The 17,416-nt window shown below is 69.5% G+C and carries 17 protein-coding genes and 1 pseudogene; 13 read left to right on the top strand and 5 right to left on the bottom strand.

Annotated features, from left to right (window positions below):
* Positions 1 to 20 precede the first annotated feature (20 nt).
* The gene (locus EZH22_RS15280; protein WP_203191422.1) at positions 21 to 1,733 is read right to left on the bottom strand and encodes an IlvD/Edd family dehydratase; all 1,713 of its coding nucleotides are present in this window, start codon (positions 1,731 to 1,733) and stop codon (positions 21 to 23) included.
* 199 nt (positions 1,734 to 1,932) lie between these two features.
* On the opposite strand from EZH22_RS15280, the gene EZH22_RS15275 reads away from it, so the two are divergent.
* The 10 genes from EZH22_RS15275 to EZH22_RS15230 all read left to right on the top strand — a co-directional run bounded on the left by EZH22_RS15275 (position 1,933) and on the right by EZH22_RS15230 (position 10,933).
* Entirely contained in the window at positions 1,933 to 3,219 is a 1,287-nt protein-coding gene (locus tag EZH22_RS15275; RefSeq protein ID WP_203191421.1) for an ABC transporter substrate-binding protein, read from the top strand.
* Between the two features lie 3 nt (positions 3,220 to 3,222).
* The gene (locus EZH22_RS15270; protein WP_203191420.1) at positions 3,223 to 4,188 is read left to right on the top strand and encodes a carbohydrate ABC transporter permease; all 966 of its coding nucleotides are present in this window, start codon (positions 3,223 to 3,225) and stop codon (positions 4,186 to 4,188) included.
* Between the two features lies 1 nt (position 4,189).
* The gene (locus tag EZH22_RS15265; RefSeq protein ID WP_203191419.1) at positions 4,190 to 5,047 is read left to right on the top strand and encodes a carbohydrate ABC transporter permease; all 858 of its coding nucleotides are present in this window, start codon (positions 4,190 to 4,192) and stop codon (positions 5,045 to 5,047) included.
* 7 nt (positions 5,048 to 5,054) lie between these two features.
* The gene (locus tag EZH22_RS15260) at positions 5,055 to 6,212 is read left to right on the top strand and encodes an ABC transporter ATP-binding protein (protein WP_203191418.1); all 1,158 of its coding nucleotides are present in this window, start codon (positions 5,055 to 5,057) and stop codon (positions 6,210 to 6,212) included.
* Positions 6,212 to 7,231: a Gfo/Idh/MocA family protein gene (locus EZH22_RS15255; protein ID WP_203191417.1), complete on the top strand. Its 1,020-nt coding sequence runs from the start codon at positions 6,212 to 6,214 to the stop codon at positions 7,229 to 7,231. The genes EZH22_RS15260 and EZH22_RS15255 overlap by 1 nt, the downstream gene beginning before the upstream one ends.
* Positions 7,228 to 7,923: a GntR family transcriptional regulator gene (locus tag EZH22_RS15250; protein ID WP_203191416.1), complete on the top strand. Its 696-nt coding sequence runs from the start codon at positions 7,228 to 7,230 to the stop codon at positions 7,921 to 7,923. The genes EZH22_RS15255 and EZH22_RS15250 overlap by 4 nt, the downstream gene beginning before the upstream one ends.
* Positions 7,924 to 7,967: 44 nt before the next feature.
* Positions 7,968 to 8,753 carry an SDR family oxidoreductase gene (locus EZH22_RS15245; RefSeq protein ID WP_203191415.1) on the top strand — a complete coding sequence of 262 codons (786 nt, stop codon included), beginning with the start codon at positions 7,968 to 7,970 and terminating at the stop codon, positions 8,751 to 8,753.
* A gap of 113 nt (positions 8,754 to 8,866) precedes the next feature.
* The gene (locus tag EZH22_RS15240; protein ID WP_203191414.1) at positions 8,867 to 9,796 is read left to right on the top strand and encodes a dihydrodipicolinate synthase family protein; all 930 of its coding nucleotides are present in this window, start codon (positions 8,867 to 8,869) and stop codon (positions 9,794 to 9,796) included.
* 110 nt (positions 9,797 to 9,906) lie between these two features.
* Entirely contained in the window at positions 9,907 to 10,380 is a 474-nt protein-coding gene (ybaK, locus tag EZH22_RS15235; RefSeq protein ID WP_203191413.1) for a Cys-tRNA(Pro) deacylase, read from the top strand.
* 103 nt (positions 10,381 to 10,483) lie between these two features.
* On the top strand, positions 10,484 to 10,933 hold the full coding sequence (locus EZH22_RS15230) for a GNAT family N-acetyltransferase (protein WP_203191412.1): 450 nt from the start codon (positions 10,484 to 10,486) through the stop codon (positions 10,931 to 10,933).
* An 80-nt stretch (positions 10,934 to 11,013) separates the two neighbouring features.
* Here the strand turns inward: EZH22_RS15230 and EZH22_RS15225 are convergent, their stop codons facing one another.
* Positions 11,014 to 12,825, bottom strand: a complete 1,812-nt coding sequence (locus tag EZH22_RS15225) for an ABC transporter transmembrane domain-containing protein (RefSeq protein ID WP_203191411.1) — start codon at positions 12,823 to 12,825, stop codon at positions 11,014 to 11,016.
* Positions 12,826 to 12,915: 90 nt separating this feature from the next.
* Between EZH22_RS15225 and rpmE the strand changes: the two genes are divergently transcribed.
* Entirely contained in the window at positions 12,916 to 13,140 is a 225-nt protein-coding gene (rpmE, locus tag EZH22_RS15220) for a 50S ribosomal protein L31 (RefSeq protein WP_203191410.1), read from the top strand.
* A gap of 72 nt (positions 13,141 to 13,212) precedes the next feature.
* Here rpmE and EZH22_RS15215 read toward each other — a convergent pair whose 3' ends face one another.
* Complete coding sequence (locus tag EZH22_RS15215; RefSeq protein ID WP_203191409.1) at positions 13,213 to 13,632, bottom strand: hypothetical protein; 420 nt, start codon at positions 13,630 to 13,632, stop codon at positions 13,213 to 13,215.
* A gap of 431 nt (positions 13,633 to 14,063) precedes the next feature.
* Positions 14,064 to 14,246 (bottom strand): DUF1192 domain-containing protein, encoded by a 183-nt coding sequence (locus EZH22_RS15210; protein ID WP_203191408.1) that lies wholly within the window; start codon positions 14,244 to 14,246, stop codon positions 14,064 to 14,066.
* Positions 14,247 to 14,413: 167 nt separating this feature from the next.
* On the opposite strand from EZH22_RS15210, the gene EZH22_RS15205 reads away from it, so the two are divergent.
* On the top strand, positions 14,414 to 15,439 hold the full coding sequence (locus EZH22_RS15205; protein WP_231710978.1) for an NAD(P)H-quinone oxidoreductase: 1,026 nt from the start codon (positions 14,414 to 14,416) through the stop codon (positions 15,437 to 15,439).
* A 106-nt stretch (positions 15,440 to 15,545) separates the two neighbouring features.
* Here the strand turns inward: EZH22_RS15205 and EZH22_RS15200 are convergent, their stop codons facing one another.
* Complete coding sequence (locus EZH22_RS15200; RefSeq protein WP_203191407.1) at positions 15,546 to 15,797, bottom strand: hypothetical protein; 252 nt, start codon at positions 15,795 to 15,797, stop codon at positions 15,546 to 15,548.
* 177 nt (positions 15,798 to 15,974) lie between these two features.
* Between EZH22_RS15200 and EZH22_RS15195 the strand changes: the two are divergent.
* A pseudogene (locus EZH22_RS15195) lies at positions 15,975 to 17,413 on the top strand (MFS transporter).
* Positions 17,414 to 17,416: the final 3 nt, after the last annotated feature.

Genomic DNA, 17,416 nt, shown 5'->3' with positions numbered 1-17,416 from the left:
GCAGAGCGGCGCGCCCGCGCTCAAGGCGCCTCGCCGGGATGGCGGACCATGAAGTCGAAGTCGCAGCCTTCGTCGGCCTGGGTCACGCTCTGCTGGAACAGGCGGGCATAGCCGCGCTCCGGCAAGGGCGGCGCGAGTTCCGCCGACAGGGCGGCGCGCCTTCTGGCGAGCTCGTCCTCGCCGACCAGGAGATCGATGCGGCGGCCGGCCACGTCGAGACGGATCATGTCGCCGCTCACCACCAGAGCCAGCGGGCCGCCGATGGCCGATTCCGGGGTGATGTGCAGCACGATGGTGCCGAAGGCCGTGCCACTCATCCGCGCGTCGGAAATGCGCACCATGTCCTTCACGCCCTGGCGGCCGAGCTTCTTCGGGATGGGCAGGTAGCCCGCCTCCGGCATGCCCGGCGCGCCCTTGGGGCCGGTGTTGCGCAGCACCAGCACGTCGTCGGCGGTGACGTCGAGGTCGGGATCGTCGATCCGCGCCGCCATGTCGCCGACGGATTCGAACACCACCGCGCGGCCGGTGTGCTGGAGCAGCCGCTCGGTGGCGGCCGCCTGCTTGAGGATGGCGCCACGCGGCGCGAGGTTGCCCGTGAGCACCACCATGGAGCCCTGCGCCTTGATTGGCCGCCCGCGCGGCCGGATCACATCCTGCCCAGGCACGTCCTCTGCGGCGGCCACCACCTCGCGCAGGGTCCCGCCGGCGACGGAGGGCGCGTCGAGGTCGATCAGGTCGCCGAGCTGGGCGAGCAGCTTGGGCACGCCGCCGGCATGGTGGAAGTGCTCCATGTAGTGGGCGCCGGAGGGCTTCAGGTCCACCAGCACCGGCACGTCGCGGCCGATGGCGTCCAGGGTGTCGAGGGTGAAGCGGTGTTCGGTGCGGTTGGCGATGGCGGTGAGGTGGACGATGCCGTTGGTCGAGCCGCCGATGGCCTGCAGCACCACCATGGCGTTGCGGAACGCGGCCGGGGTGAGCAGCGCGGAGGGCCGTGGCCCGCCGTCCACCGCAAGGCGCGCGGCGACCTTGCCGCTCGCCTCGGCGAGGCGGACGCGCTCCGCATGAGGGGCCGGGATCGTCGCGCTCATGGGCAGCGACAGGCCCATGGCCTCGGTGATGCAGGCCATGGTGCTGGCGGTGCCCATGACCATGCAGGTGCCGACGGAGGGGGCGAGGCGCCCGTTGACCGTCTCGATCTCCCCTTCGTCGATCTCGCCCGCCCGGTGCGCGCTCCACAGGCGCCGGCAGTCGGTGCAGGCACCCAGCACCTCGCCGCGGTGATGGCCGACCACCATGGGCCCCACCGGCACCACGACAGTGGGCAGGTCCACGCTGGCCGCCGCCATGATCTGGGCGGGAAGGGTCTTGTCGCAGCCGCCGATCACCACCACCGCATCCATGGGCTGGGCGCGGATCATCTCCTCCGTGTCCATGGCCATGAGGTTGCGCAGGAACATGGAGGTCGGGTGGGCAAAGCTCTCGTGGATGGAGATGGTGGGGAACACCATGGGCATGGCGCCGGCGAGCATGACGCCGCGCTTCACCGCCTCGATCAGCGCCGGGGCGTTGCCGTGGCAGGGATTGTAGTCGCTGTAGGTGTTGGTGATGCCGACGATGGGGCGGTCGAGGGCATCGTCGGAATAGCCCATCGCCTTGATGAACGCCTTGCGCAGGAACAGCGCGAAGCCGTCATCCCCATAGCTCGTCAGTCCCTTTCGCAGTCCTCGGGCCATCCTCGCCTTCCCTCGCGTCGATCATCGCCGACTGGGTCCGGACAATCCGCGCCAGCCATTTGATTGTCAATAATATGAATGCGCGATTGGCGAATAATGCGAAATTTAACGCGCAACTGCGTTTCATTATTGACAATAAAATGCCCCGCCCGCACTCTCCCGCCAAAATCAGAACAGGCATCCACAGGGAGCAACGCCAATGAAGAGCATTCGGAGGATCGGCATCGCAGCGATACTGGCCGCCGCGGCAGGGGGAGCGGGCCCCGCGCTGGCGCAGGAGCCGACCCAGATCACCATGTGGAGCAACTGGCCGGACGAGCCGGCGAAGAAGGATTGGGTGACCGCGCGGGTCAAGGACTTCGAGGCGGCCAACAAGCAGTGCACGGTGAAGCTGAGCTTCATCCCCAAGGCGGACATCTACACCCAGGCCAAATCCGCCGTGCGCACCGGCCAGGCGCCGGACATCTTCTACATGGAGCCCGACCAGCCGGAATTCCTCGCCGGCGGCTTCCTCGAACCGCTCGACGGCTACATCGACCTTGCCGGCCTCGAAGACTGGGCAAAGCCCGCCTGGACCTCCAAGGGCAAGGTCTATGGCGTGCCGGTGGAGGCCTATACGGTCGAGCTCTACTACAACAAGGACCTGGTCAAGAAAGTCGGCATCGACGTTCCCGCCTCCGGCCAGCTCACCCAGGCGCAGTTCGCCGACCTGGTGAAGAAGGGCGCCGCCGCCGGCATCACCCCGGTGGCGCAGGGGGTCGGCGACCGGCCGTTCCCGGGCGGGCTGCTGCTGTTCGAATCCCTGCTGCGCAAGCTCGGCAAGGACGACTACGGCAAGCTGCTCACCGGCGAATTGTCGTTCAAGGACCCGCGGGTCGCCGAAGTGATGACCTGGTTCAAGGGGCTGGTGGACGCCGGCGCCTATCCCAAAAGCTTCTCCACCCTGAAGCTCGGCGAGAGCCACTTCTACTTCTACAATACGCCCGGCGCGTTGACCTTCCCCGATCCCAGCTGGTTCACCGGCCGCGCCTTCGCCCCGCCGGAGAAAGGCGGCATGCCGGACAATTTCCCGCTCGGCATCATGCAGTTCCCCGCCATGGACAAGGGCGCCTGCCCGGATTGCAAGACCCTCGCCGTGGCCGGCAGCTTCGTGATGTATTCCAAGGGCAAGAACAAGGACTGCGCCGGCGCGCTCCTCAAGTCCATGGCCACCGCCGAAAACGGCACCAAGTGGATCAGCCAGGTGTCGCTGCAGAGCGGCCTCAAATCCGATCCCGCCAAGATCGAGAGCCCGCACAAGGCATATTTCGCCGACCTGAACGCCCGCAACACGAACGTGAACTACTTCTTCGGCACCCCGCTTCTCTACTATCGGGCCAAGTGCGCCGACACCTATGTGCAGGTGATGAACAGCGCATTCCCCGCCGGCCTGATCAGCGTGCAGGAGGCGGCGGAGAAGATGGACGCCGCCTGCCTGAAGAACTGACCCATGCCCGACGCCGCCGCCTTGCAGGGCAAGTCCAGGAGCGGGGAGGCGCAAGCCTCCTCCTCCGCCTCCTCCTCCCTCGCCGATCCGCGCCGCGCCAGCCGCCTGGTGCTCGCCGTCTTCCTTGGGCCGGGCCTGCTGGTCTATGGCGGGCTCACCGCCTACCCCGCCTTCCGCACCATCTATGACAGCTTCTTCACCATCGAGGGCATGGACGCCACCTTCGTCGGCCTTGCCAACTATCGCGATCTGATGGGCGACGAGACCTTCTGGATCGCGGTGCGCAACACCTTCATCTGGTCGTTCGTGGCCCCCGTGCTCGACGTGGCCACCGGCCTTCTGCTGGCGCTGGCGCTCTATGCCGGCGTGCCGTTCGCCCGCTTCCTGCGGGTGGCGTGGTTCACCCCGGTGCTGCTCTCCTACGTGGTCGTCGCGATCCTGTGGATGTGGATCTACAATTACGATTGGGGCGTGCTGAACGTGCTGCTGCGCACCGTCGGCCTCGACGCCCTCGCCTCCTCCTGGCTCGGCGACCCCAAGCTCGCGCTGGCCTCGCTCATCGTCACCCATGCCTGGAAATGGGCGGGGTTCAACATGGTGGTGTGCCTCGCGGCGATCCACTCGCTGCCAAAGGAAGTCTTGGAGGCGGCCGACCTCGACAATTGCGGCTGGGGAGCCAAGTTGCGCTTCATCATCATCCCCATGCTGCGACCGACGTTGCTCAGCCTCTACATCCTTGCCTTCATCGGCAAGATGAAGATCTTCGACCTGGTCTGGATCATGACGCAGGGCGGGCCGCTCTGGGCCACCGAGACGGTCTCCACCTACGTCTACAAGCGCGCCTTCAACTGGAACACCTTCGACCTCGGCTATCCCTCGGCCATCGCCACGGTCTGGTTCCTGGTGGTCTGCGCCTCCGTCATCATCCTCAACCGCGTGCTCGGCTCGCGCGAGCGGCTGGAGTATTGAGATGGCCACCATCGCCGCCCGCGAAGGCCCCGCGCCCCTGCCGCGCCTGTTCGGCCGGGGCATGCTCGCCCTGGTTCTGGGCGTCTACACCGTCTACACGCTCGGCCCGTTTTTGTGGCTCGCCACCATGTCGGTGCGCACCACGGCGGAGATCAGCGCCGATCACTATGCCTGGCCCAAGCCCTTCCACTGGGAGCAGTTCCGCAGCGCCTGGGTGGATTCCGACTTCGCAACCTATTTCTGGAACTCCACCCTCGTGGTGGTGGGCGCGGTGGCGGTGGTCACGCTCATCGGCGCGGGCGCGGCCCACGCTTTGGCGCGCTACCGCTTCCGCGGCAACCGGCTGATCTACGGCATCTTGTTCTCGTCCATCATCTTCCCGCCGCAGATCACCTTGATCTCGTTGTACCAGATCCTGGTAGACTACAATCTGTACAACAGCCTTCTTGGCCTCTCCCTGGTCTACATCTCGCTCCAGCTGCCACTCACCGTCTATCTGCTGGAAGGCTTCTTCGCCCGCATCCCGCAGGACCTGTTCGACGCGGCCAAGATCGACGGCTACGGCGACCTGGAGATCTTCTGGCGCATCGTCCTGCCGGTGGGCATGCCGGCCATCGCCACCACGCTGATCCTGAACTTCATCCAGCTGTGGAACGAGTTCCTGTTCGCCGTGGTGCTCATCACCGATCCCGACAAGCGCACCCTGCCCATCGGCATCCGTGCCTTCATGGGCGATCATTTCCAGGACATCGGCATGATCGCCACCGGGGTGATGATCTCGGTCATCCCGGTCATCATCGCCTACGTCTTCTTCTCCGAGAAACTCATCCGCGGCATGACCGCGGGCGCCATCAAGTGAGGCAGCCATGGCCGTCGTGAAACTCGACCGCATCGTCAAGCGCTATGGCGGCGGCGGACCGACCGTGGTGGAGAACGTGGACCTCACCGTGAACGACGGCGAGTTCATGGTGCTGCTCGGCCCGTCCGGCTGCGGCAAGTCCACCACGCTGCGCATGATCGCCGGGCTGGAGACCATCTCCGGCGGCACCCTCTCCATCGACGGGCGGGTGGTGAACGACGTGCCGGCCAAGGACCGGGACATCGCCATGGTGTTCCAGTCCTACGCCCTCTATCCGCACATGAGCGTGGCGGAGAACCTCGCATTCGGCCTGCGCCGGCGCAGCCTTCCCGGTGCGGAGATCGACCGGCGGGTGGCGCAGGTGGCGGACATCCTCGGCCTCGCACCATTGCTGGCGCGCCGGCCCAGCGCCCTGTCGGGCGGCCAGCGCCAGCGCGTCGCCCTCGGCCGGGCCATGGTGCGCGAGCCGCAGGTGTTCCTGTTCGACGAGCCGCTCTCGAACCTCGACGCCGCCCTGCGCGTCAACACCCGCAGCGAGATCATCAAGCAGCATCACCGGCTCGGCTCGACCATGATCTACGTGACCCACGACCAGGTGGAGGCGATGACCATGGGCACCCGCATCTGCGTGATGAATGCCGGGCGCGTCGCGCAGATCGGCGCGCCGCTCGACGTCTACTGGCAGCCCGCCAACACCTTCGTCGCCCGCTTCCTGGGCTCACCGCCCATGAATCTCATGGCGGCGAGCCTGGCGGCGGAAAGCCGGCGCGCGGCGAGCCCGGCGCTGGATGCCCCGCTCTCCCGCTGGACCGACGCCGTGCTCGGGTCCTATGACGGCCGCACGGTCACCCTCGGGGTGCGGGCGGAGGACATGATGATCGACGCGGCGGCCATGGAGGGACAGCCCTACGGCACCGTCCGGGGCCGCACCATCGCGGTGGAGCCGCTGGGCGCGGAGACGCTGCTGCTGGTGGAGCTGGAAAGCGGCGGCGAGATCACCGCCCGCCTGCCCCGCCACGTGGTGGCGGCGCCGGAGCAGAAAGTGGAGCTGTTCTTCCGCGCCGACGCGGCCTATCTGTTCGACGCCGACAGCGGGAACGCCATCGCGTCCCACGAGAGCGGCGCGGCCGCCATCCGCGCCGCCGTCCAGCGGAGGACGCACTGATGTCGGAGCCGTTGCGGGTCGGCCTCATTGGCGCCGGCTGGGTCACCCAGCACCACCTGAAGGGCTGGCGGGCGCAGGGCGACGCGGCGCGTGTGGTGGCCATCGCCGATCCCTCGCCTGAGCACGCGGCGGAACGGGCGGCGGCGTTCGCCATCCCCGCGGTGTTCACCAGCGCGCAGGCGATGCTGGCGGCGGGTGGCATCGATGCCGTGGACATCGCCGCACCCCGCGCCGTCCATGCGGATCTGGCGCGGCTCGCGGCGGACCACGGCCTGCCCATCCTGTGCCAGAAGCCGCTGGCGCCCACCCTTGCGGAGGCCGAGCGGCTGGTGGCCGACATCGGCGGCCGGGTGCGCCTGATGGTGCACGAGAACTGGCGGTTCCGCGCCTATTACCGGCAGGCGGCGGACTGGATCCGCTCCGGCGCCATCGGGCAGGTGAAGGCGGCCGCGCTCACCCTCGTCACCTCGGGCACGGTGCCGGATGCCGACGGCCATCTCTGGGCGCTGGAGCGCCAGCCCTTCATGCGCACCGAGGCGCGGATGCTGGTGGCGGAGGTGCTGATCCATCACCTCGACACGCTGCGCATGCTGCTCGGCCCGCTGAAGGTCGAGGCCGCGGCCCTGAGCCGGACCTGCCCCGACATGCGCGGCGAGGACGGGGCGGTGATCCATCTGCGCACGGCGGACGGCGCCGGCGTCGCGGTGTTCGCCAGCTTCGCCGCCCATGGCGCGCCGGCCCAGCAGGTGGACCGGCTGGTGGTGCTGGGCGATGCGGGCGCGGTCCGCCTCGACGGCGTGGACCTGTCCCTGTCCGGCCGCCGGGACGAGCGCCTCGCCTTTGACCCGGACGCGACCTATCTCGGCTCCTACGCCGCCACCATCGCCCATTTCGTCGATGGCCTGCGCACCGGCGCGCCGTTCGAGACCGCGCCCGAGGACAATCTGGAGACCCTGCGGCTGGTGGAGGACTGCTACCGCATCTCCGGCTTCGAGACCGCCCGCAGGGACGCCGCATGAGCGAGCTGCCGTTTTCCGCCACCCGCGCCGACGAGCAGGCCGAGATCCTGCGCCGGCTGGAGGAGGACATCATCTTCGGCCGCCTCGCGCCGGGCTCGCGCCTGGTGGAGGACACCCTCATGGCCCGCTACGGCGCCTCCCGCCATTATATCCGGCAGGCGCTGGTGCAGTTGGAGCGCACCGGCGTCGTGCGCCGCGAGAAGAACGTGGGTGCCACCGTCTGCTCCTATTCGGCGGACGAGGTGCGGCAGATCTACGAGGTGCGCGAGATGCTGACCCGGCAGGCCGCGCTGAAAATCCCGCTGCCCGCGGCGCCGGAGCTCATCCACAGGCTCAAGGAGATCCAGGCGGACTATTGCCGGCATGCGGAGGCCGGCGACCTGCGCGGCATCCACGAGACCAACGATGCGTTCCACATCACCCTGTTCTCCGGCTGCGGGAACCCTTATCTGGTGCGCTCGCTCCAGGATTATATGGGACTGACCCTGCCCATGCGCGCCAAGAACCTCGCCGACCGCGACGGCCTGCTTCTGTCCCGCCGCCAGCACGACGTGATGATCGAGCTGCTGCAGGGCACGGACAGCTGGGCCCTCGCCCAGCTCTGCGTCGATCACATGCAATACAGCAAGGCCGACTATATCGAGCGCTCCGCCACCGGCGCGCCCAAGGGCCACCTCGGCCTTGCCGACTGACTCCGGGCCGTGCAACGCATGCCCGTCATCGTGAAGGAATGTCCATGGACCTCGGATTGAACGGAAAGGTCGCCCTCGTGCTCGGCGCGGGCGGCGGTCTCGGCACGGCCATAGCCACCACCCTGGCGCGGGAAGGCATGCGCGTCGCCCTCGGCGACATCGACCCGGCGGCGGTGGAGCACACCGCCGCCGCCATCGCCGCGGCCGGTGGCACCGCCCTTGCCCTGCCTTGGGACCTGGCGGACCTGTCCGTGGTGGAGGCCCGCTTCGCCGCCATCGAGGCGGCGCTGGGCCCGGTGGACGTTCTGGTGAACAACACCGGTGGCCCGCCCCCCACGCCGGCCGGCGGCCAGTCGCCGGAGCTGTGGGCCAGGAGCTTCCAGCAGATGGTGCTCTCGGTGATCGCCATCACCGACCGCGCCTTGCCGGGCATGCGGGCGCGCAAGTGGGGCCGCATCGTCACCTCCACCTCCTCCGGCGTGGTGGCACCGATCCCCAATCTCGGCATTTCCAACGCGTTGCGTCTGTCGCTGGTGGGCTGGTCCAAGACCCTGGCGCGCGAGGTGGCGCGTGACGGCATCACCGCCAACATCGTCCTGCCCGGCCGCATCGCCACCGACCGCATCAAGTTCCTGGACGAGCAGAAGGCGAAGCGCGAAGGGCGCACGGTGGAAGAGGTCTCCACCGAGAGCACCGGCTCGATCCCGGTCGGCCGGTATGGCGAGCCGCAGGAATATGCCGACGTGGTCGCCTTCCTCGCCAGCGCCCGCGCCTCCTACCTTACCGGCTCCGTCATCCGCGTGGACGGCGGGCTGATCGCCAGCATCTAGAGCACGTCCGGCGAACTCCGTTCACCGGACCAGCTCTAGCTCATTGTTTCAACGCGTTTTCCGGTCGCGAACCGGTCCCCACTTCGCCCGAAAACGCTTCCAAGGATCTCCCCATGGCTCTCGACGTCACTGCAAGCGGCCTGTTCCCCATCGCCCCGACGCCGTTTTTGCCCGACGGGCGCATCGACGACGCCTCCGTGGCCACGCTGATGGAGCGCTACCTGGCGGCCGGCGCCACCGGCGTGACCGTGCTCGGCATCATGGGCGAGGCGCCGAAGCTGGAGCCGGAGGAATCCCTCGACATCGCGGCGCGCTTCGTCACCGGCATGGCCGGCCTTCCGGTCATCGTCGGCGTCTCGGCGCCGGGCTTCGCCGCCATGCGCTCGCTGTCGCGTGCAGTGATGGACAAGGGCGCCGCCGGGGTGATGATCGCGCCGGTGCCGAGCCTGCGCACCGACGACCAGATCCTCACCTATTACCGGCAGGCCATCGAGGCCATCGGCGACGACATCCCGTTCGTGATCCAGGACTATCCCCTCACCCTCACGGTGCAGATGACGCCGAAGGTAATCCGCCAGATCGTCCAGGACCATCCCTCTTGCGTGATGCTCAAGCACGAGGACTGGCCGGGCCTGGAGAAGATCTCCACCCTGCGCGGCTTCCAGAAGGACGGGTCCATGCGGCCCATCTCCATCCTCACCGGCAATGGCGGCCTGTTCCTCGACTTCGAGATGGAACGCGGCGCGGACGGCGCCATGACCGGCTACGCCTTCCCCGAGATGCTGGCGGACGTGGTGCGCCTGCAGAAGGCCGGGCAGCGCGACGCCGCGCACGATCTGTTCGACGCCCACCTGCCGCTCCTGCGCTACGAGCAGCAGCAGGGCGTGGGACTTGCCGTGCGCAAATACGTCCTGATGCGCCGTGGCTTCATCGGCTCCGATGCCCAGCGTAAGCCCGGCGGCGTGCTCGGTGCCGCCGCGCGGGCAGAAGTGGACTATCTCCTCTCCCGCCTCGCCCGCACCGACCCCCGCGCGAACATCTGACCCGCGCGCGGCGCGCGGCGGGGCCCTTTCCTGCAGCATCGGTCCGCCGTAAGCCTTCGCCCTCGAATGGACGGGTCGCGGGTGGCGCAGGCCCGCCGGGGGAGCGTGCAATGTCCAGGACGACCCGCGCGACGATGATGCTGGAGCAGGCCGGCATCGCCTTCACGGTCCACAGCTACGACTATGATCCCGATGCCGAGCGCATCGGCCTACAGGCGGCGGAGGCCCTGGGCGAGGCGCCCGAGCGCGTGCTCAAGTCGCTGATGGCGCTGGTGGACGGCAAGCCGGCCTGCGTGATCGTGCCGTCCGACCACGAGGTGTCCATGAAGAAGCTCGCCGCGGCCCTCGGCGGCAAGGCGGCGCAGATGATGAAGCCGGCGGATGCCGAGCGCATGACCGGCTACAAGGTGGGTGGCATCAGCCCGTTCGGCCAGCGCCGCGCGGTGCCCACCCTCATGGAGCAGCAGGCGATGGCCCACGAGCTCGTGTTCATCAATGGCGGCCAGCGCGGCCTGCAGGTGCGCCTTGACCCGCGCGATGCCGTGACCGTGCTGCGCGCCACCGTGGCGTCGCTGGTGGCCTGAGCCGTTCGCGCCGCATTAAGCCGGCGGCAACCCGGCCTGGGGCAGCGTGGACGCCCCGGCCCTCGCTTCGTGCGCGGCAACCCGGCGACCGCGCGAGATCCCCATGCCCTTTTCCCTCGCCCCTGCCCTGCCCGCCCATCGCCCCGCAATGGCGGAGCTGTGGGTGGAGAGCTGGGCGCGGACCCTGCCGGAGATCGACTTCGTCGCCCGCCGCCCGTGGCTCGAAGGCCATCTGGACCAGCTGGCGGCCGGTGGCGCGCTGACGCGGGTGGCGCTGGCGCCGGAGGGGACGGTGGCCGGCTTCGTGGTCATCCATCCCGGCACCGGCTATCTGGACCAGCTCGCCGTGGCGCCGCGCTTCTGGGGCCAGGGCGCGGCGGAGGCGCTGATGGCGGAGGCGCGGCGCCTCTCGCCCGCCCTCGTCGCCCTCGACGTGAACCAGGACAATCCGCGCGCCGTGCGCTTCTACGAGAAAATGGGCCTCGCCGTCGTGTCGGAAGGCGAAAACCCCATGTCCGGCCGCCGCACCTTTCGCATGGAGTGGCGGCCGTAAACAGCCTCTCGTCGCATGGAGTGGCGGCCGTAAACAGCCTTTCGTCGCATGGATGACGGCCGCAAACGGCGGCCCGGCCCTTACGCCCCGGCGTTGAACTGGAGCTGGGCGAGGCGGGCGTAGAGGCCGCCCTTGGCCACCAGTTCCGCGTGGGTGCCCTCGTCGACGATGCGGCCGGCCTCCATCACCAGGATGCGGTCCGCGGAGAGCACGGTGGCGAGGCGGTGGGCGATGACGAGGGTGGTGCGCCCCTCCATGGACCGCTCCAGCGCCGTCTGCACCAGGGTCTCGCTCTCGGCGTCGAGGGCGCTGGTCGCCTCGTCAAGCAGCAGGACCGGCGCCGCGCGCAGGATGGCGCGGGCGATGACGATGCGCTGGCGCTGGCCGCCCGAAAGGGTCACCCCCCGCTCGCCGACGCGGGCGTCCCACCCCTGCGGCAGGCGGGCGACGAACTCGTCCACCAAAGCGGCACGGCCGGCGGCCTCCACCTCGGCGTCGCTGGCGTCCGGCCGGCCGAGGCGGATATTGGCGCGCACCGTGTCGGCGAAGATGGACACCTCCTGCGGCACCAGGGCGAGCTGGCGGCGCACCGCCACCGGATCGGCGGCGTGGATGTCCACGTCGTCGAGCAGGATGCGCCCGGCCTGCGGGTCGTAGAAGCGCTCCAGCAGCTGGAACACGGTGCTCTTGCCGCCGCCGGAGGGGCCGACCAGAGCCACCCGCTCGCCGGGGCGGATGGCGAAGGACACGCCGTGCAGCGCCGCGTGGTCCGCGCGCGTGGGATAGGAAAAGGACACCTCGTCGAAGCGGATGGCGCCCGAGATCCGCGCCGGCAGCGCGCGCGGCTGCGCCGGGGTGCGCACCTGGGGCTCGGTCGCGAGCAGCTCGCCGATGCGCTCGGCCGCGCCGGCGGCGGCGGACACCTCGCCCCAGGTCTCGGAAAGATTGCCGAGGGAGGCGGCGGCGAACACCGCGTAGAGCACGAACTGGCTCAGCTCGCCCGAGGTCATGGTGCCCGCAAGCACCGACTGGGCGCCGGCCCACAGCACCGCCACGATGCTGGCGGTGACGAGGAAGATGGCGACGCCGGTCAGCCACGCCCGCGCCCGGGTGGCATCGCGCGCCGCGCCGAAGGCCTCCTCCACCGCCCCGTCGAATCGCCCGCGTGCAATCGACTCGGCGCTCGACGCCTGCAGCGCGCGCATGGCGTTCAGCGCCTCGGCGGCATAGGCGGAGGCATCGGCGAGGGTGTCCTGGGCGTGGCGGGACAGGCGCCGCACCTTGCGGCCGGAGGCCATCAGCGGCAGCACGATGAGGGGAATGGCGATAAGCACCAAAGCCGACAGACGCGGGCTCGTCACCACCATCATGGCGATGGCGCCGAGGCACAGCACCAGGTTGCGCAAGGCGGTGGAGGCGGAGGCGCCCACGGCGGACTTGATCTGCGTGGTGTCGGCGGTGAGGCGCGAGGTGAGCTCGCCCGAGCGCGCGGTATCGTAGAAGGCGCCATCCAGCGTCACCAGCCGGGCGAAGACCGCGGTGCGCAAGTCCGACACCACCCGCTCGCCGAGGGTGGTCACCAGATAATAGCGGGCGGCGGAAGCGAGGGCGAGCACCGCCACCACCCCGACCAGCACCGCGAAATAACGGTCGACCAGCCCGGCATGGTCGGCGGCGAAACCGAAATCGATCATGCGGCGCACGGCCACCGGCAGCGCCAGCGTGGTCAGCGCCGCCAGCAGGATGGCGGCGAGCGCCGCGCAGACCCGCCCGCGATAGCGCGCCAGATAGGGCCAAAGCCCCTTCAGCGGCGACAGGCTGCGCCGCGGCTTGCCGGCGGCGGGGAGGGCTGCGGAGGCAGGTGAGGTGTCGACTTGTGTCAAGGCATGCACTCGGCTATAGACCCGCCACTTCCGTCAGGAACCGAAATTGACGCTGCTGGCCCGGCAAGCGGTACGGCGTGGCGATAAAGGATTGAACCAATGAAGAGCGACATCCACCCAGATTACCACTTCATCAAGGTGCTGATGACGGATGGTTCGGAGTACACGACCCGGTCGACCTACGGCAAGGAGGGTGACACCCTTCAGCTCGACATCGACCCGCGCACGCACCCGGCCTGGACCGGCGGCACCCAGCAGCTGATGGATCGCGGCGGCCGTGTTTCCCGCTTCAAGAGCAAGTTCGGCGCCCTGCTGAAGGGCTGATCCGCCCGCTTGCGGCGGAACGGCCTGCGCGCCTCCGTCGCAGGCCTCTCCGGGCAGATGCCGCAGGGCCCCTCAAGGGGCGGGCGTCACCACATGAAGCCGCGGGCGGCTCGGCCGCCGTCGCGGCTTTTCGTTTTTGCCGGGCTCCGTCGCGTCCGCCATCAGCCGCGCGCCGATGCGCCCGGCCAGCAACTGGGCCTCCACCGCGACGAGCCGGGCCGGCTGTGGCAGGCGGGCGAGCCGCGCGGGATCGAGCGTGAGGCAAAGGCGGCCGGCCTCCCGCGCCATTGCTGCCGCCGGCAGGTCGCCGGCGCTGCGGGCGCGCAGCAGCAATAGCCCCGCCTGGGCATCCCGCAGCAGGGTGAGCAGCGCTCCGGCATCGGACGGCGGCAGGCCGGACGCGAGGGCGCGCAGCCGCGCCACATGGGATGCGAGCCGCGCCATGCCGTCCTGAAAGAGGCCGTCGAACGCCCCACCCGCCACGCCTGCCACCCCGCTCCTCCGCCTGCGCCCGCTGCCGCCCGCATGGCGCAAAACGGCTCCGCCCCGGCACCGGTGCCGCCCGTGCGGCTCCCGCGCCAAGGCCAGGTGGCGCATCAAGCGGCAGCGGGCCCGGCAGGTAAAGACCTTCGGGCGCAGGCGGGCTGGGGATATCGGGCAAGGCGCCGCGTACGGGGGAAAAGGTCGCCGCAGGCAGGGGAAATGGGCGCCGCGGGCATGGAAAAAGTTCGCGCGGGCAGGGAGAGATTTCGCCACGGGCACAAAGAAGAGCCGCCTTGCGGCGGCTCGAAGTCCGACAGGGAGAGTTGCCAGATGTCCGGGAGGAATCCTGAATCCCGCGGACAAGGACAGCATGCCGCACCCGCGTTAACGCGGGATTAACGCGCACGCCCTAAAAGCGCGCCCCCTCCCGCGGACGCCGGTCAGAGCCTGAAGGCCGCATCCGCGGCGGCGCGGGACGCCTGCTTCTGCGCCAGGGCGGCCTCAAGCCGCGTGATCTCCGCCCTCAGCCGCGCGATTCGGCTTTCGATCTCATCCACGGAAAGGCGCGATAGGTCCGCCTCCACGAGCACCTCGCGCGGCGGGGGTGCCGGCTCCTCATCCATTGGCTTCTCCCAGGCCTGTCCCTATTCTCGCCCGCCGCACGCCCCGGCCTCAGGCCGTCGGGCGGCCGGCCCTATCTTGCGCGTCCCGCACGCGGTTTAAAGCCCCCTTCCCGCACGCCCCCGGAGGGCCGCCCTCAGGGCCGCGCCCCATCCGTCCGGAGCCCGAAATGTCGCTGCCACCCGAAATGTCGCCGCCACCCCTGCCCGCCACCATGACCGTCGTCACCATCGCCGCCCCCGGCGGGCCCGAGGTGCTGGTTCCCGCCACCCGCCCCGTGCCCAGCCCCGCGCCGGGCGAAGTGCTGGTGAAGGTGGAGGCCGCCGGCGTGAACCGCCCGGACGTGATGCAGCGCAAGGGCCTCTATCCGCCCCCGCCCGGAGCCTCCGACATTCCCGGCCTGGAGATCGCCGGCACCGTGGTGGCCCTCGGCGCGGGCGCCAGCCGCTTCCGGCTGGGCGAGCGGATCTGCGCCCTCGTCACCGGCGGTGGCTATGCGCAATATTGCACCACCCACGAATCCACCGCCCTGCCCATCCCGGACGGCCTTTCCGCCGCCGAGGCCGCGGCCCTGCCCGAGACCGTCTTCACCGTGTGGAGCAACGTCTTCGAGCGCGGCCAGCTGAAGGCGGGCGAGACCCTGCTGCTGCATGGCGGGGCGAGCGGCATCGGCACCACCGCCATCCAGCTCGCCAAGGCGTTCGGTGCCCGCGTGGTGGTGACGGCGGGCTCCGACGAGAAATGCGCCGCCTGCGTGAGGCTCGGCGCCGACCTCGCGGTGAACTACCGCACGCAGGACTTCGTCGCCGAGGTGAAGAGCTTCACCGCCGGCAAGGGCGCCAATGTCATTCTCGACATGATCGGCGGGCGCTACATCCAGAAGAATTACGAGGCGGCGGCCCAGGACGGGCGCATCGTGCAGATCGCGTTCCAGGAGGGCGCCAAGGCGGAGGTGGACTTCATGCGGCTGATGCTGAAGCGCCTCACCCATACCGGCTCGACCCTGCGCTCGCGGCCCGTGGCGGAAAAGGCGGCCCTCGCCGCCGCCATCGTCGAGACGGTGTGGCCGCTGGTCCGCGCCGGCACCGTCCGGCCGGTGGTGGACGCGACCTTCCCCCTGGCGGATGCCGCCTCGGCCCATGCCCGCATGGATGCGAGCGCCCATGTGGGCAAGATCGTGCTGGTGGTGGAATAGGCGCACGCCCTCGTGAGCCACGCCCTTGTGAAGCCACGCCCTTGTGAACCTCCGCCCGCCCCTGTCGGGACGGGCGGCAAGGGGAGCGCGGCGGACGGCCCGGCGCCTACGGCCGCCAGTCGCGCGGCGGCACGCCGCTGCGCTCGATGGCCTCGATGACCTCGCGCTGGCGCCGCTCGGTCCGCTTCATGTGCACCGCGATCACCGCATGGGCCGAGGGCACCAGGAAGAACAGCGGAAAGATCAGGCCGAGCAGGATGCAGGGCACGATCATCACCAGATTGACCAGCGCCGAGATCGGCTGCGCGTTCACCAGAAGGCCGAGCGGCGGAAGCAGAGCGGCGAGAATGTAGATCATGGTCTTTCGAGGCCCTCCTTTGAGGCCCGCCATGCATATGGTGCGGATCAGGGCCGCTTCAAGCATCGCAGGCGGTTGATCGCGGGGCGGTTGATTGCGCGTGAGGGAGCCCGTATTCGGGAACAAGGGATGTCTGCGCTCCGTTGCCCCGGGACGCGCGGCCCCATGGAAACGCCCATGCCGATCAAGGCTCTGCCGCCGCAGGTCCTCATCCCCCTCATTGTTGCCTGCGCGCTCTTCATGGAGCAGGTGGACGCGACCGTCATCGCCACCTCCCTGCCCGCCATCGCCGCGAGCCTCCATGAGGATCCGGTGGCGCTCAAGCTGGCGCTGACGTCCTACCTCCTCTCCCTCGCGGTATTCATCCCGGCCAGCGGCTGGGCGGCGGACCGCTATGGCGCGCGCACCGTGTTCCGCTCGGCCATCGTCATCTTCACGGTGGGCTCGGTGCTGTGCGGGCTGTCCACTTCGCTCACCGATTTCGTCATCTACCGCATGATCCAGGGGATGGGCGGAGCGATGATGGTGCCGGTGGGCCGTCTCGTGATCCTGCGGTCGGTGCCCAAGTCCGAGCTGGTCTCGGCGCTGGCGTGGCTGACCATTCCGGCGCTGCTGGGGCCGGTGTTCGGGCCGCCTTTGGGCGGCTTCATCACCACCTATTTCGACTGGCGCCTCATCTTCTTCATCAACGTGCCCATCGGCGTGCTCGGGTCTACCTCGCCACCCGCTTCATCGAGAACGTGCGCGAGGAGGATGTTCCCCCCCTCGACCTGAAGGGACTGGTGCTGTCGGGCATCGGGCTGTCAGGCCTCGTCTTCGGCTTCGCCGTGCTGGGGGAGGAGTTGATCCCGGTGTGGACGGCCTTGGCGGTCGCCGGTGCCGGCGCGGTGGCCATGGCCTTCTATGTCCGCCATGCCCGGCGTACGCCGCACGCGGTGCTGGACCTGAAGCTGCTGCGCCACCCCACCTTCCGCGCCGGCGTCATCGGCGGCTCCTTCTTCCGGGTGGGCATCGGCGCCATGCCCTTCCTGCTGCCGCTGATGCTGCAATTGTCCTTCGGCCTGTCCCCCTTCGCCTCCGGCCTGCTCACGTTCGCGGCCTCGGCCGGGGCCATGGCCATGAAATTCACCGCCGCGCCCCTGCTGCGGCGCCTCGGCTACCGCAACGTGCTGCTGGTCAACACCTTCGTCTGCAGCGCCTTCATCGCCGCCAACGGCCTGTTCACCATCGAGACGCCGCACATGGTGATCGTGCTGGTGCTGCTCGCCGGCGGCTTCCTGCGCTCGCTCCAGTTCACCGCCGTCAATGCCCTGAGCTATGCCGAGGTGGAGACGCAGGAGATGAGCCGGGCCACCTCGTTCGCCAGCGTCGCCCAGCAGGTCTCCCTGTCCTGTGGCGTGGCCCTGGCCGGCCTGGTGCTGGAAACCCTGCGCTCCAACCGCGGCGAGACCACCGTGACCCATGACGATTTCTCGGTGGCGTTCGTGGTGGTGGCGCTGGTGAGCCTGGTCAGCCTGTTCTTCTTCCTGCGGCTGCCCAAGGATGCCGGCGCGCAACTGACCGGGCCGAAGCCGGAACACACCGACCCGCGCAGCGACGTGGCGACGGAGCCGTAGGGT

Origin of the sequence: Xanthobacter dioxanivorans, from assembly GCF_016807805.1 — a bacterium.
GTDB lineage: Bacteria > Pseudomonadota > Alphaproteobacteria > Rhizobiales > Xanthobacteraceae > Xanthobacter > Xanthobacter dioxanivorans.
Note: the sequence above shows the minus strand (reverse complement) of the source record. Positions and strands in the feature narration are given on the sequence as shown.